We start from the raw sequence: 12,922 nt of genomic DNA, 5'->3' as shown, positions 1-12,922 counted from the left end.
CCGGCCCGCGGGCTCAACCCGGCCCCGCCGGGGCACATTCAGCCCCGCCGGCGCTTGAGGCGCGGGGTCCGGGGCGGAGCCCCGGCAGCCGGCCCCGGGCCGGACTCGGCGAGCAGCACCGTCAACCCGGACCCCGCACCCTCGCCCTCGGACTCGGCCCGCCAGAAATCGACGGCCTCCTCCAGGATCTCGCGCAGCGTCTCCCAGTCCGCAGGCCGGGCCTCCGCGTACCCACGCCACGCGGTCACGACAAGCAGCCGCCCCGGCGCAGCCGGCAACCACGACAGATCCCTCAGCGCGTCCGACAGCGCATCCCAGTTCGCCCCGACCCACGGCGGCAGCCGCAGCGCGCCCCCACACCGCCGCATCAGCTCCGCCTTGCTCCGCACGCCGTCCAGATCGAGCCGTACGGTCGCCCAGCCGGCGGCCTCGGCCGCTTCGAGCGCGGGGGCCAGGGGCCGGGGGTCCAAGGTCATCGGAGAACCGCCTTGAAGGTCTCGTAGTGGTCGTCCGTGTAGAAGAACTCCCCGCCCCCACCGGTCACGATCCGCCGGGCCCCACGGTCCCGCTCACCGGGCGTCTTCACGGTGAACTCGTGGTAGTAGCCGCGCTTCTTCTGCGGCAGGACCTTCTCGAAATTCCCGAAGACGGTCCCGTCCTGCCGGTACTGGTACGGCCCGCCCTTGTCGATCAGCGCGAGCACGTCCCGGGCCTGCTGCGGCAACGCCGCAGCCCGTACCGTCGCCATGCCCTTCGCCCATCCGGGCGTCGGCACGGCGGAACTCGCTGCCCCGCTCGGGGCAGCGTCAACGCCGGAGCCGGCGCTCGCGCTCCCACTGGTGGCCGCGGCAGGCGCGGGTTTCTTCCCGCTGCAACCCACCGCACCGACCAGCGCCGCGCAGAGGAACACAGCCCCCAGCACACGCAGCAACGATCGGGGCACGTTCCGAAAGATCATGCACCGATCGTGCCAAATATCCGATTCGCCCGCGAATCGCGCGGTGGCTTCAGAGGGCGGCCATCTTGGTGTACGGGCTCAGGATGCGCTTGCGGACCTCAGGCCCGAATTCAACGAGGACAGCGATCCCCTCCTCAACGGCGACGACACGGCCGAGGCCGTGCTCATCGTGAGTAACCCGGTCGCCGACGCTGAAGTGCCGGAGCGGCGCTTCCACGGGGGCCTTGAACGGGCTGGACGGCAGGTGGCGGCGAGGTACTGCGGACTTTGTCATTGCACCCAGTATGCGCCCAGCAGGCCGCCCAGCGGTCCGCCGTTCGGATCTCAATTACGGCACCATCCGCATCGGCGAACATCACGCGCCCGCGTTTGACCGGCATTCGCCCGGACAATCGGACCAATCCGAACAATCACTCGTCGGGGTCGGCCCGCTCCAGCGCCGGCCTCAGACCCGGCTCCGATTCGGTCAGCAGGTAGTCCGCGACGGCGGTGTCGGTCACCAGGCTGGTCACGAGTCCCGAGCGCAGCACGGCCCCGATCGCGGACGCCTTGCGCAGCCCGCCGGCGATGGCCACGACCTCGGGGATCCGGCGCAGCCGGTCCGCCTCCACGGTGATGCACCGCTCGCCGAGGTCCCGCCCGACCCTGCGCCCCTCGGCGTCGAAGAGATGGGCGGACATCTCGGCGGCGACGCCCAGCGAGGCGTAGTGCGCCCGCTCCTCGTCGCTCAGCATGTCGTGGACGGTCGAGATGCCCGGCTCCCAGGACCCGATGGACACCGCGGCGACCGTCACCTTGTCGAAGTACTCGAAGGCGCGCGCGATCCCCGTCTGGTTCCGCAGTGCGGCCGCGGTGGCCGGATCGGGCAGCAGCATCGGCGCGTAGATCGGGTGGGCGTCGCCGCCCGACACCTGCGCGGCCCTGCGCACGGCCTCCACGGACCCGCGCTCGGCCGTCCCGGCGTCGTACACGCCCGTCAGCTGGACGACGGTGCACGGAGGCAGCCGGTGCAGGGAGGCGGCCATGTGGATGGTGGAGCGCCCCCACGCGAGGCCGAGTACGTCCCCTTCATTGACGAGCTCACCCAGCAGATCGGCGGCTACGGCACCCAGGTTCTCCGGGTCCGGCGCGTCCTCGGTGGCATCGGCGGGGGACTCGACGACCACGGCGTGCCGCAGCCCGTACCGGGCGCGCAGCGCGTCGGACCGCTCCGCGTCCAGCTCGGCCGGTACGCGGATCTCGATGCGTACGAGGTCGCGCTCCAGAGCGGTCTCCAGGACCCGGGCCACCTTGAAGCGGCTCACGCCGAACTCCTCGGCGATCTGGATCTTGGACTTCCCCTCCAGGTAGAAACGGCGCGCCATGGCCGCCGCCTGCACCAGCTCCGCGGGTCCCATCCGCAGGGCTGACCGTCCCGCCGACATTGCAGACACCGCGTTCTCCTCACTGCTGTTCACACTCTCGTGTTCACACTCTCGACTCGCCGTTCATCCTGTCAGATCCGACGGCCGTTGATCAGCCTGGACGGCTCCCGTTCACCGAGCTGTTCACCAAGCCTTGGTTCAGTGGTTGCAAGCCCAGGGCGCGGCAGCGATGGCCGCACCCGCCTGGTCACGCAGCGTGCGCACGGCTGCCGCCGGATCGACCGCTCCGTAGACCGCACTGCCCGCCACGAACACGTCCGCGCCGGCCTCCGCGCACCGCTCGATGGTCGTCGCGGAGACGCCTCCGTCGACCTGGAGCCACAGCTCCAGACCGTGCTTGGAGATCAGCTCCCGGGTACGGCGGATCTTGGGCAGCATGATGTCGAGGAAGGGCTGACCGCCGAAGCCGGGCTCCACCGTCATGATCAGCAGCATGTCGAGCTCGGGAAGGATGTCCTCGTACTGCTCGATGGGCGTCGCGGGCTTCAGCGCCATGGACGCCCGCGCCCCCTTGGCCCGGATCTCCCGCGCGAGGCGTACGGGCGCAGCGGCGGCCTCGGCGTGGAAGGTCACGGAGCCCGCTCCGGCCTCGATGTACTCGGGGGCCCAGCGGTCGGGGTCCTCGATCATGAGGTGCAGATCGAGCGGGATGTCCGTCGCCCGGCTCAACGACTCCACGACCGGCACGCCGAGCGTGAGATTCGGGACGAAGTGATTGTCCATGACGTCGACATGCAGCCAGTCGGCCCCCTGAACGGCCTTCGCCTCCTCGGCGAGCCGGGCGAAGTCGGCGGACAAGATGCTGGGATTGATCTGAACGGCCATGCCCCAAGCGTGCCATGCCGCCAACGCCTTCCGGCCACTACCCCGGAAGTGGGGGGTGAAGGACGGGATCGGGGGGCCGAGGAGGAGCTCGAGCTGCGGGTGGGGCGGTGGCTGCGTGGGGTTTCGGGGGGCGCGACCGATCACTACACCCTCTCGCTCGGCTCAGCGGCTGCGGACCGGCCGTGGCCGAGGGGAGGTGGAGAGGAGGAGACGTGGACGCGGACGCGAGGAACTAATCAAGTTTGACTAGTTGGGTGGATGGTCCTACGGTCGACGGATGAGCGAGAAACTGGCTGCGATACTCCCCTGCAGGTCCATCCCTGAGACGGTCGACTTCTACAAGGCCATCGGTTTCGAGGTCACGTTCTATCAAGAACGTCCGTACGCCTATGCCGTCGTGCAGCACGGTGCCGTCGAGTTGCAGTTCGCGGCACTGAAAGGCTTCGAGCCGGCCGCGTCGTACGGGGCGTGCTACATCACGACCGATGACGTCGACGGCTTGTACGCGAAGTTCCGGAAGGGGCTGAAGCAAGAACTCGGCAGGATCCCGACCCGTGGCCTTCCCCGGATCGGTCCACTGAAGGACACCACCTACGGGGTGCGGCAGTTCATCATGGCCGACCCGGCCGGCAACAGCATTCGCATCGGCCAACCGATCAGCGAAGACCTCCACCACTCCCCGGTTCCGAAGGAACCGGTGGCCAAGGCACTCCACATGGCCTCGCTCCTCGGCGATTCCAAAGAGGACTACGCAGCCGCCGCCAAGATCCTCGACCGCCTCCTTTCCACCGAGGTCCCTCCCCGTCGCGCGTCAAGGCCCTGATCCTCCGTGCCGCCATGGCCATCCACCTGGACGACACGTCCCTGGCCGCCCGACTGCTGTCCGAGGCCGACCAGATCCCCCTCTCGGCCGCCGACCGCGCCGCCCTCGCCGACGACCTCCTCCGCGCGGAAGACCTTCGCGACAACTGACGGAAACCCCTTGCGCAATGGTCAAGAACTGTTGACCATTGAGCCATGCCTGCCGATGAGCTTCCCGAGACCCTCCACGTCACCACTGACGACCAACTGCGCGCGGTCTCCAACCTGACGCGCCACCGGATCATGGCCATGCTCCGCTTCGAGCCCGCGACGATCACGCAGATCGCCGAGCGGGTGGGCCTGGCGAAGGGGAGTTCCAGCTACCACGTACGGCTGCTCGAGCGGGCCGGCCTGGTGAAGGTGGTGCGGACGCGGAAGGTGCGGGGGGTCACCGAGCGGTACTACGCCATGGCCGCACGCTCGATCGTGCTGCCGGATCCGGGCGAGGGAGGTCCGGATGTGCTGATGCGGCATGCGGTCGCCGACCTGGAGGCCGCGCCCGCGCAGAGCGAGCGGCACGTACGGATGGCGCATCTGCGGCTCACCGAGGAGCAGTTCGCGGAGCTGGGGGCGCGGCTGCAGGCCCTGGCGGACGAGTACCGGGAGCTGTCCGATCCGAAGCTGCCGGACGCGTCGCTCGTCTTCGCACTGTTCCACCCGGCACCGCGCCAGCAGGCAGAGGGGGACGCCAAGTGACGTCGGACCTTCAGAAGCTGCCCACCGGGTTCGGACGGCTGTGGACCGCCCAGACGGTGTCCTCGCTCGGTGACGGGGTCATGCATGCCGCGCTGCCGCTGCTCGCGCTGACGTTGACGCGGGATCCGATGGCCCTCGCCGTCGTCACGGCCGCCGGGACGCTGCCGTGGCTGCTCTTCGGAGTGCTGGGCGGCGCGCTGGTCGACCGCTGGGACCGCCGGCGCACCATGTGGGTGGCCGACGCGGCACGCGCGGTACTGCTCGCGATACCGGCGGCGGCCGCCGCGCTCGACATGCTGAGCATTCCGCTCCTGGCGGCCGTCGCCTTCCTGCTCGGCCTCGGTGGACTCTTCTTCGACACCGCCGCCACGGCCTACCTGCCGGACCTGCTCGGCCGCGACCCCGCACTCCTGGAGCGCGCCAACTCCCGCCTGCGCGGCGCCCAGACCGCCATGTCCGGCTTCGCGGGGCCGCCCGCGGGCAGTGCGCTGCTCGCGCTCGGACGAGCCGTCCCGCTGCTCGCCGACGCGGTGTCGTTCGCGCTCTCCGCCCTGCTCGTACGGTCACTGCCCGCCGCGCCCCGCCCCGTACCGCAGGCCCGTGAGTCGCTGCTCCGCCAGGCGCGGGCCGGGGCCGCGCACGTCTTCCGGGATCGGTTGCTGCTCGGGCTCGCCCTCCGCCCGGCGGTCGGCAACATCGCCTTCCTCGCCGTGGAGACCGTCCTTGCCCTCTTCGCGCACGACCGTCTCGGCATCGACACCTTCGGCTTCGGCCTGCTCCTCACGGCGGAGGCCACCGGCGGCCTGCTCGGCGCGGCGATCGCCTCCTCCCTCGGCCGACGACTCGGCACCGGCACCGCGCTGACCGGCACGGCCGCAGTCGAGGGACTCGCGATCCTGGGCCTTGCCGCCGCCCCGAACCCGTACGTCGCCGGCCTCGCACTCGCCGTCTGCGGAGCGGGCATGGGCGCCACGATGGTGCTCGCCCCCTCCCTCCGACAGGCGATCGTCCCCGCCCACCTGATGGGCCGGGTCGCCTCCACCTCCCGCATGCTCGCCATGTGCGCCGCCCCGTTCGGCGCCTTCCTCGGCGGCTGGCTGGCCACCACGCACGACGTACGCACCCCCCTCTACGCCGCCGCCGGCCTCCTGCTCACCATGACCGCCGTCACCGCAACCATGACCAGCAACCGTCGGATCGAAGAAGCCCTACGCGCCGCCGCCCCTGCCAACCACCCAAGTCACCCTGAACCCGCGGACTCGCCCCTCTAGTCCAGCCACAGCCGGTAGTCAGCCGCCGAGCCGAGCGGGACCGTGCAGCGATCGGTCGCGCCCCCCGACCCTGAGGTGCTTCCCGTCCCCCTCTCACTCATGGTGGCGGTCGACGGTCACGGGAAGGGTGCCCAGACACCCGGCCCTGGATGCCCTGCCCGCCCCCCGCGTCCGTACCGACCGAGCCCCCGGTCCTGCCGGGGCCGGGTACGGATGCCCACCGACCGGAGAAGGCCCGGGCATCTCAGACGGGCCCGCTCCTCCCCACACTTCCCCCGGCCGTTCCCCGGGATCCCCCCGAAACCCCACGCAGCCAAGGACCCACCCGCAGCCCAAGCTCCCCACCCCACCACCCCCACGAGCCCCTCCCCTACCCCCCGTACCGCGCAGCGACCGCCACCGCCCGCTCGTGCAGCAACGTCCGCAGCGACTGCGGCGCCAGCGCTTCCCCGTCCGTGCCGAGTTGCCACAGGGCCCATTGGGCATGTCGTGAATCCTGGAAGGTCACCTCCAGGCGCAGCCAGCCGTCCGCGTCCGCGTCGGGTTCTTCGGCACGGACCGCCAGTGCCGTGTTCAGCAGGTCTTCCCGCCGCGCCGGGTTCACCCGGACCAGCACGGCGATGTGGTCTCCGCCGGAGAGGAACTGCGCGGAGCGTTCCCGCCAGATCCGGTCCAGATCGACCCGGTTCGGCCGCTCTGCCGCTTCGGGTAGTTCCTCGGCGGCCAGCACGCGCGACAACCGGTAAGTGCGGTCCTCGCCCGCCCTCGTGGCCAGCAAGTAGCCACGGTCCCGTACGGTGACCAACCCGATCGGATCCACCGTGCGCCACTGCGGCGTCTCGCCCGTGGCCGCGTAGTGGATCCGCAGCTTGTGTCCGGCGAGGACCGCGCGCCGGACCTCGATCATCGTGGTTCCGGGCACCTCCTCGGCGACCAGCCGGCGCGAGAGCAGATCGCCCTCGGGGTCCACGAGAAATCGCTGGGCCGCGTCGTTCGCCGTGGCCCGGTGGCTTTCGGGCAGCGCGTCGACCACCTTGCGCATCGCCGAAGCGAGCGCCGGGCCCAGACCGAACACCTGCTCGCCGCGCCCCGATCCGGCGGCCAGCAGGGCAAGGGTCTCTTCGTTGTTCAGGCCGGTGAGCTCGGTCCGGAAACCGGGAGACAACGCGAAACCACCGTGCCGGCCGCGTTCCGCGTAGACCGGGACCCCGGCAGCCGACAGCGCCTCGATGTCGCGCAGCACCGTACGGGTGGATACCTCGAGCTCGCGGGCCAGCGTGTCCGCAGTCAGCCGACCGCGCTGACGCAACAGCAGCACCAGCGAGACCAACCGGTCTGCGCGCATGCAAAAACTTTATCCGAATACACGACACAGGGTGTCGTGATGGGTTGCGAGGCTCGTCGACAGGACAACGGCGGCCACCCAGCCGCCGACGAGGGGAGAGCTGACATGGCAATGGCGATGCAACGAACCGCGGTCAACCCGGTGACATGGTCGGTCGAGATGGGTTTCAACCAGGGCGAGGTGGTCTCCGGACAGACCCGGACCCTGTACCTCTCGGGGCAGACGGCGATGAACGCCGAGGGCAAGCCCGAGCACGACGGTGACATGGCGGCGCAGCTGGCGCTGAGCATCGACAACGTGGAGGCCGTGCTCGCCGAGGCCGGCATGACCCTGGCGAATCTAGTCCGCCTCAACGTCTACACGACCGACGTCGACCTGCTCTTCCAGCACTACGGCGAGCTGGCGGCGCGGCTGGGCGCCGCCCGGGTGGCGCCGACGACCACGATGCTCGGCGTGACACGGCTGGCGATCCCCGGCCAACTCGTCGAACTGGAGGGAACCGCCGTCGCCTAGGGCGACCTCGGTGAGGCCGCTGAGGTCACCGACCTCAGCGCCTCCCACCGCCCCCACCCACACACACCCGCACCCGCACCCGCACCCGCAGACCTACCCGGTCCTCCGGATCAGCGCCAGATACATCGCGTCCGTCCCGTGCAAGTGCGGCCACAGCTGTACGTCCGGGCCGTCGCCCAGTGCCGGGACCTCCTGCATGTACGGGCGGGCGTCGATCAGTTCCGCCGAGATCGGGGCCGCGCCCGCGCCGCGTCCCTTCAGTACGTCCTCCACGACCACCCGGGTCTCCGCCAGGTGCGGCGAGCACGTCGCGTAGCCCACGACGCCGCCCACCCGGACGGCCGACAGCGCCTCGCGCAGCAGCCCGCGCTGGAGCGGCGCGAAGCTCTCCAGGTCCTCCGGCCGGCGCCGCCAGCGCGCCTCCGGGCGGCGGCGCAGCGCGCCGAGGCCCGAGCAGGGCACGTCCATCAGGACGCGGTCGAAGGAGCCGGGGAGCCACGGCGGACGGGTCCCGTCGGCCGTGATGACCTGGTACGGGCCGGGGTTGCCGGCGAGCGCCCGCTCGACCAGCCGGGCCCGGTGGGGCTGCTTCTCGGAGGCCAGCAGGAACGCACCGCGCTGGGCGGCGAGCGCCGCGAGCAGCGCCGCCTTGCCGCCCGGGCCGGCGCAGCCGTCCAGCCAGCGCTCGTCGCGGCCCTCGACCGGGACGGCCGCCAGGGCCATGGCCACGAGCTGGCTGCCTTCGTCCTGGACACCGGCGCGGCCGTCGCGCACCGCCTCCAGTGCGCCGGGTTCGCCGCCCTCGGCCATCCTGACCGCGTACGGGGACCAGCGCCCGGGCAGCGCCGAGTCCTCGCCCACCGCCTCCAGCAGCTCCTCCGCCGTGGACCGTCCGGGCCGGGCCACCAGGGTGACCTCGGGCCGCTCGTTGTCGGCCTCCAGCAGGTCCTCGATCCCGGCGCGGCCGCCGCCCAGCGAGTCCCACAGGGCGCTGACGACCCACCTCGGGTGCGAGTGGAAGACCGCGAGGTGCTCCTCGGCGTCGTCCTCGTACGGCGGGGCGACCTTCTCCAGCCAGCCTTCGAGGTCGTGTGCGGAGATCTTCCGCAGCACCGCGTTGACGAACTTCGCCCGCCCGTCGCCGAGCACCACCCGGGCAAGCTCCACACTCGCGGAGACCGCCGCGTGGGTGGGGATCCGGGTCCCGAGCAGCTGGTGCGCGCCGAGCGAGAGCACGTCGAGCACCGGCGGGTCGACCTCGCGCAGCGGCCGGTCGATGCAGGCCTTGATGACCGCGTCGTACGTGCCCTGGCGGCGCAGGGTCCCGTACACGAGCTCGGTGGCCAGTGCCGCGTCCCGCGCCTGGAAGGTCTCGTCCTTGCGGGCCTTCTTCAGCAGCGGCGGCAGGACGAGGTTCGCGTACGCGTCACGCTCGTCCACCGCCCGCAGCACCTCGAAGGCCAGCATCCGGACGGGGTCCTTCTTGGGCCTGCGGTACGGCTTGGCCGTCTTGGCCGGCTTGCTACGAGGCTGCTCGCTCACGTGAAAGGTGCTCCGGGGGTTACGGGAAGAACGACAAGAACCGAAAAAACAAAAACGCCGAAAATCAGCCTACGTCGGCCCCGCCACCCAGGCGCCCGCCACCCGGACTCCCGCCACCCAGACGCTCACCAGGAGCGATCCGCACCCCGCGCGCCCAGTCGGCTGCCTTCATCGGCTTCTTGCCCTGCGGCTGCACCCAGAGCAGCTCCACGGCGTGCGAGCCGGTGCCGACGTAGACGTTGTTCTTGCCCACGCTCAGGTCGCCGGGCTCCAGGTCGGTCCGGTCCGGGACCAGCCCGACCGAGACCAGCTTGAGCCGCTCCCCCCGGAAGACCGTCCACGCACCGGGCGCCGGCGTGCAGCCGCGCACGAGGCGGTCGGCGCGCATCGCGGGTGCCGACCAGTCGACCCGGGCGTCCTCGACGGTGATCTTCGGGGCGAGCGAGATCCCGTCGGCGGGCTGCTCCACGGCGCGCAGGGTGCCGTCCTCGATGCCGTCCATGGTGGCGACCAGCAGACCGGAGCCCGCGAAGGCGAGGCGGGTCAGCAGGTCGCCGCTGGTGTCGGTGGGCCGGATCTCCTCGGTGAGGATCCCGAAGACCGGGCCGGTGTCCAGCCCCTCCTCGATCCGGAAGGTGGAGGCACCGGTGACCTGGTCCCCCGCCATGATCGACTGCTGCACGGGGGCCGCGCCGCGCCACGCGGGCAGCAGCGAGAAGTGCAGGTTGACCCAGCCGTGCTCGGGGATGTCCAGGGCGGCCTTGGGGATCAGCGCGCCGTACGCGACCACCGGGCAGCAGTCGGGGCCGATCTCGCGCAGCCGGGCCTGGAAGTCCGGGTCGCGCGGGCGGGCGGGCTTGAGCACCTCGATGCCGGCTTCCTCGGCGCGCTGGGCGACGGGGCTGGCGACGAGGCGACGGCCCCGGCCGGCCGGTGCGTCGGGCCGGGTGACGACGGCGGCGACCTCGTGGCGCCCGGAGGCGATCAGAGCGTCCAGGGCGGGCACGGCGACCTCGGGGGTGCCTGCGAAGACGAGCTTCACTGGGGTCTACCTCGCTATCTCGGCTGTCAGCAGCACATCAGTCTATGGTCTGTCCGCCCACGGTCCCACCTGCGTCGGGCCGCCCGCCCGAGGGGGCGTACGCACACACGCGCGCTCCTCGCATATGCCGACACGCCCCCACAGCGTGACCTGCCCACCGGGTAGCGCGTTGGTCAAGAGAGATTGACCGAAACGGGCCGCGAAACAGAACGGTGTCTGCGGCCCTATCCGCTCTTCAGCACCGGTTCGAGAGGCTTCTTCATGGCCGACCACGCCACCCACGACGCCCAAGCACGGGCCAGCCTGCACCTCCTGGTGCGGGACATCGAGCGGGTTCGCCGGCAGGTGGATGCTCTGCGTACGCTCACCGCTCAGCTCGGCAACGTCTACCGCCCGCGCCGCTCAGGCCCCTCCACTGGTTTCGTCGTCTACGGCCGGGCACCCGCGCCCACCGTCCGCCTCGCGCAGGAACTGCGGGACAGCGTCGAGACGCTGGTCACCGCCGCGGTGGACTTCGACCGCTCGCTCGGCTTCTCGTGGGACGCGGTCGGCTCGGCGCTCGGCGTCACCAAGCAGGCCGTCCACCGGCGCTACGGTGCCCGGCGGGCGCAGAGCGCCGAATCCGCCGAGCGGGAGCCGCTGGCCGAGGGCACGGCGACCCGGACCCTGGGGCCCCTGCCCACCGTCCCGGCGGCGCGCTCGGTGCCGCCGCAGCCGGTGCGCGAGGAGGCGGGCGCGTCCCGCTCCGCCGCCTTCCCCGGCCCCCGCAACGGCTGACTCGCGGCCGCCGGGACGCCGACCCCCGACGGCCCAGCCCCCGATGGAGCGCCCCCCAGGGCCGCCCCGCCGGGGGCTTCCGCCGTGCCCGGTGCACCCCGCCGCTCGATGCGCGGGGCGATGTCAGCCGCCCGGCGTTCGAGGACCGGGGTCCACGGCGGAGCCCCAGGACGGGGCGGAGCCCCAGGACGCTTCAGCCGATGTCCAGCGGATCGATCCGGATCCGGACCGCCTCCGTCGCCGGAACCCCCCGCGCCAGCCGAGCCACCTGCGCCGACTTCAGCGCGGCCGCGAGCGCGGCCCCGCTGCCCGGCGGGACCCGGACCAGCGCCCGCTCCCCCGCGGACGGCTCCCCCCGGAGCCCGGGCAGCGGCACCGGCCCCAGCACCTCCGCGTCCGGCGGCAGCCCGGCCCCCGCCAGGAAGGCTTCGACGGCCTCGGCGCTGCCCGCGGCGACCGCCGCCATCCGGGAAACCGGCGGGAACCCGAGCTGCGCCCGCTCCGCGAGCTCCCGTACCGCGTGCCCGACGGGGTCCCACCGCACCAGCGCCTGGACCGGCCGCAGCGTCGGCTCGGCGACGACCACCACCTGACCGTCCCCCCGTACCATCGAGGCCGCCGCGATCCACCGCCGCAGCGCGTCCTCGCCCGCCCGCAGGTCGGGCCGGCTCAGCATGGCCCAGCCGTCCAGCAGCAGCGCCGCCGCGTACCCGGCGCCCGCCGCCACCGGCTCGGCGCCGGGCGTCGACACCACGAGAGCGGGCCGGTCCGACACCTCGTCCAGGATGTGGTCGCGCCCGGAGGTCCGTACGGGGACGGCCGGGAAGGCCCGCCCCAGCTCCTCGGCGGTCCGCCGTGCGCCCACCACCTGGGCCCGGAGCCGGAACGATCCGCACTCCTCGCAGTGCCAGGCCGGCTCGGCCCGACCGCACCACCCGCAGTGCAGGTCACGCGCGTCGGGCGCCTCCAGCGGCCCCGCGCAGACCGTGCACCGCGCCGGTGTCCGGCACCGTTCGCACGCCAGGCGGGGCACGTAGCCGCGCCGGGGCACCTGTACGAGCACGGGCCCGGTCTTCAGACCCTCCCGTACGGTCTCCCACGCGAGGCTCGGCAGCCGGGCGGCCCGCGCGGCCCCGTCCCTGGCCAGCAGCTCGTCGCCGACGGTCCGGATCCGGGGCGCGTACGTGCGCACCGTCTCGCGGTCGGCGACCAGCGGGCGGGCCCAGCCGGACTCGACGAGCTGCGCGGCCTCCACCGTGCAGCTGGTGCTGCCCACCAGGAAGGCGCAGCCGTCGGTGACCGCGCGCAGTTCCAGTACCTCCCGCACGTGCGGGAAGGGGGCGTGGACGTCGCTGTGGCTGGAGTCGCCGTCGTCCCAGACGGCGACGAGCCCGAGGTCCCGTACAGGAGCGAACATCGCGGCCCGGGTGCCGACCACGGCCCGCACCGAGCCACGGCTGACGGCCAGCCACTGGCGGTAGCGCTTCTCCGGCCCGGACTCGGCGGTCAGAAGCGCGTGCCGCCCCTCGCCGAGCAGGGCGGTGAGCGCCGCGTCGACGCGCGCTGCGGTGCGTCCGTCCGGGACCACGGCGAGGGCCCCGCGCCCGGAGGCGAGGGTGGCGGCCATGGCGCGGGCCAGCTCGTCGGCCCAGCCGGGGCCGGGCAGGG

General features: G+C 72.5%; 15 protein-coding genes. 6 read left to right on the top strand and 9 right to left on the bottom strand.

Going from position 1 to position 12,922, the window contains the following annotated elements; genetic code table 11:
* Positions 1–38: 38 nt before the first annotated feature.
* The 5 genes from ABZY57_RS29475 to rpe form a co-directional block, all read right to left on the bottom strand.
* Entirely contained in the window at positions 39–476 is a 438-nt protein-coding gene (locus ABZY57_RS29475) for a barstar family protein (RefSeq protein WP_356517065.1), read from the bottom strand.
* Complete coding sequence (locus ABZY57_RS29470; protein WP_356517063.1) at positions 473–958, bottom strand: ribonuclease; 486 nt, start codon at positions 956–958, stop codon at positions 473–475. Before ABZY57_RS29470 ends, ABZY57_RS29475 begins: the two co-directional genes overlap by 4 nt.
* 49 nt (positions 959–1,007) lie before the next feature.
* Entirely contained in the window at positions 1,008–1,232 is a 225-nt protein-coding gene (locus ABZY57_RS29465; protein WP_112452447.1) for a hypothetical protein, read from the bottom strand.
* A gap of 136 nt (positions 1,233–1,368) precedes the next feature.
* Complete coding sequence (locus ABZY57_RS29460) at positions 1,369–2,382, bottom strand: sugar-binding domain-containing protein (RefSeq protein WP_243334549.1); 1,014 nt, start codon at positions 2,380–2,382, stop codon at positions 1,369–1,371.
* Between the two features lie 138 nt (positions 2,383–2,520).
* Positions 2,521–3,207, bottom strand: coding sequence for a ribulose-phosphate 3-epimerase (gene rpe / locus ABZY57_RS29455; RefSeq protein WP_356517061.1), 687 nt, complete (start codon positions 3,205–3,207; stop codon positions 2,521–2,523).
* Positions 3,208–3,484: 277 nt separating this feature from the next.
* Here rpe and ABZY57_RS29450 point away from each other — a divergent pair, with 277 nt between their 5' ends.
* Genes ABZY57_RS29450 through ABZY57_RS29435 form a run of 4 tightly spaced genes read left to right on the top strand, consistent with a single transcriptional unit; the run spans position 3,485 to position 6,035 of the window.
* Entirely contained in the window at positions 3,485–4,030 is a 546-nt protein-coding gene (locus ABZY57_RS29450; protein ID WP_356517059.1) for a VOC family protein, read from the top strand.
* A gap of 14 nt (positions 4,031–4,044) precedes the next feature.
* Positions 4,045–4,179 (top strand): hypothetical protein, encoded by a 135-nt coding sequence (locus ABZY57_RS29445; RefSeq protein WP_356517057.1) that lies wholly within the window; start codon positions 4,045–4,047, stop codon positions 4,177–4,179.
* Positions 4,180–4,224: 45 nt separating this feature from the next.
* Positions 4,225–4,764: a winged helix-turn-helix domain-containing protein gene (locus tag ABZY57_RS29440; protein WP_356517055.1), complete on the top strand. Its 540-nt coding sequence runs from the start codon at positions 4,225–4,227 to the stop codon at positions 4,762–4,764.
* A complete protein-coding gene (locus tag ABZY57_RS29435) occupies positions 4,761–6,035 on the top strand; it encodes an MFS transporter (RefSeq protein WP_356517053.1) in 1,275 nt (424 codons plus the stop codon). The genes ABZY57_RS29440 and ABZY57_RS29435 overlap by 4 nt, the downstream gene beginning before the upstream one ends.
* A gap of 370 nt (positions 6,036–6,405) precedes the next feature.
* Here the strand turns inward: ABZY57_RS29435 and ABZY57_RS29430 are convergent, their stop codons facing one another.
* Positions 6,406–7,380, bottom strand: a complete 975-nt coding sequence (locus ABZY57_RS29430) for a WYL domain-containing protein (protein ID WP_356517051.1) — start codon at positions 7,378–7,380, stop codon at positions 6,406–6,408.
* 117 nt (positions 7,381–7,497) lie between these two features.
* On the opposite strand from ABZY57_RS29430, the gene ABZY57_RS29425 reads away from it, so the two are divergent.
* Positions 7,498–7,893 (top strand): RidA family protein, encoded by a 396-nt coding sequence (locus tag ABZY57_RS29425; protein WP_356517067.1) that lies wholly within the window; start codon positions 7,498–7,500, stop codon positions 7,891–7,893.
* A gap of 93 nt (positions 7,894–7,986) precedes the next feature.
* Here the strand turns inward: ABZY57_RS29425 and ABZY57_RS29420 are convergent, their stop codons facing one another.
* Positions 7,987–9,435 (bottom strand): transcription antitermination factor NusB, encoded by a 1,449-nt coding sequence (locus tag ABZY57_RS29420; protein WP_356517049.1) that lies wholly within the window; start codon positions 9,433–9,435, stop codon positions 7,987–7,989.
* A gap of 64 nt (positions 9,436–9,499) precedes the next feature.
* Positions 9,500–10,477, bottom strand: a complete 978-nt coding sequence (fmt, locus tag ABZY57_RS29415) for a methionyl-tRNA formyltransferase (RefSeq protein WP_356517047.1) — start codon at positions 10,475–10,477, stop codon at positions 9,500–9,502.
* Between the two features lie 261 nt (positions 10,478–10,738).
* On the opposite strand from fmt, the gene ABZY57_RS29410 reads away from it, so the two are divergent.
* The gene (locus tag ABZY57_RS29410) at positions 10,739–11,254 is read left to right on the top strand and encodes a hypothetical protein (RefSeq protein WP_356517045.1); all 516 of its coding nucleotides are present in this window, start codon (positions 10,739–10,741) and stop codon (positions 11,252–11,254) included.
* Positions 11,255–11,447: 193 nt separating this feature from the next.
* Here ABZY57_RS29410 and ABZY57_RS29405 read toward each other — a convergent pair.
* Positions 11,448–12,922 (bottom strand): primosome assembly protein PriA (locus ABZY57_RS29405; protein ID WP_356517043.1); only part of this gene is annotated, 1,475 nt, incomplete at its 5' end.

The sequence above is a fragment of the Streptomyces sp. NPDC006450 genome (assembly GCF_040612195.1).
In the GTDB taxonomy this organism is placed as follows: Bacteria; Actinomycetota; Actinomycetes; order Streptomycetales; family Streptomycetaceae; genus Streptomyces.
Note: the sequence above shows the minus strand (reverse complement) of the source record. Positions and strands in the feature narration are given on the sequence as shown.

What these genes read in the sequence shown, in the direction of transcription:
- ABZY57_RS29475 (WP_356517065.1), bottom strand. Translation starts at nt 476, where the DNA reads ATGACCTTGGACCCCCGGCCCCTGGCCCCCGCGCTCGAAGCGGCCGAG.
- ABZY57_RS29470 (WP_356517063.1), bottom strand. Translation starts at nt 958, where the DNA reads ATGATCTTTCGGAACGTGCCCCGATCGTTGCTGCGTGTGCTGGGGGCT.
- ABZY57_RS29465 (WP_112452447.1), bottom strand. Translation starts at nt 1,232, where the DNA reads ATGACAAAGTCCGCAGTACCTCGCCGCCACCTGCCGTCCAGCCCGTTC.
- ABZY57_RS29460 (WP_243334549.1), bottom strand. Translation starts at nt 2,382, where the DNA reads ATGTCGGCGGGACGGTCAGCCCTGCGGATGGGACCCGCGGAGCTGGTG.
- rpe (WP_356517061.1), bottom strand. Translation starts at nt 3,207, where the DNA reads ATGGCCGTTCAGATCAATCCCAGCATCTTGTCCGCCGACTTCGCCCGG.
- ABZY57_RS29450 (WP_356517059.1), top strand. Translation starts at nt 3,485, where the DNA reads ATGAGCGAGAAACTGGCTGCGATACTCCCCTGCAGGTCCATCCCTGAG.
- ABZY57_RS29445 (WP_356517057.1), top strand. Translation starts at nt 4,045, where the DNA reads ATGGCCATCCACCTGGACGACACGTCCCTGGCCGCCCGACTGCTGTCC.
- ABZY57_RS29440 (WP_356517055.1), top strand. Translation starts at nt 4,225, where the DNA reads ATGCCTGCCGATGAGCTTCCCGAGACCCTCCACGTCACCACTGACGAC.
- ABZY57_RS29430 (WP_356517051.1), bottom strand. Translation starts at nt 7,380, where the DNA reads ATGCGCGCAGACCGGTTGGTCTCGCTGGTGCTGCTGTTGCGTCAGCGC.
- ABZY57_RS29425 (WP_356517067.1), top strand. Translation starts at nt 7,498, where the DNA reads ATGCAACGAACCGCGGTCAACCCGGTGACATGGTCGGTCGAGATGGGT.
- ABZY57_RS29410 (WP_356517045.1), top strand. Translation starts at nt 10,739, where the DNA reads ATGGCCGACCACGCCACCCACGACGCCCAAGCACGGGCCAGCCTGCAC.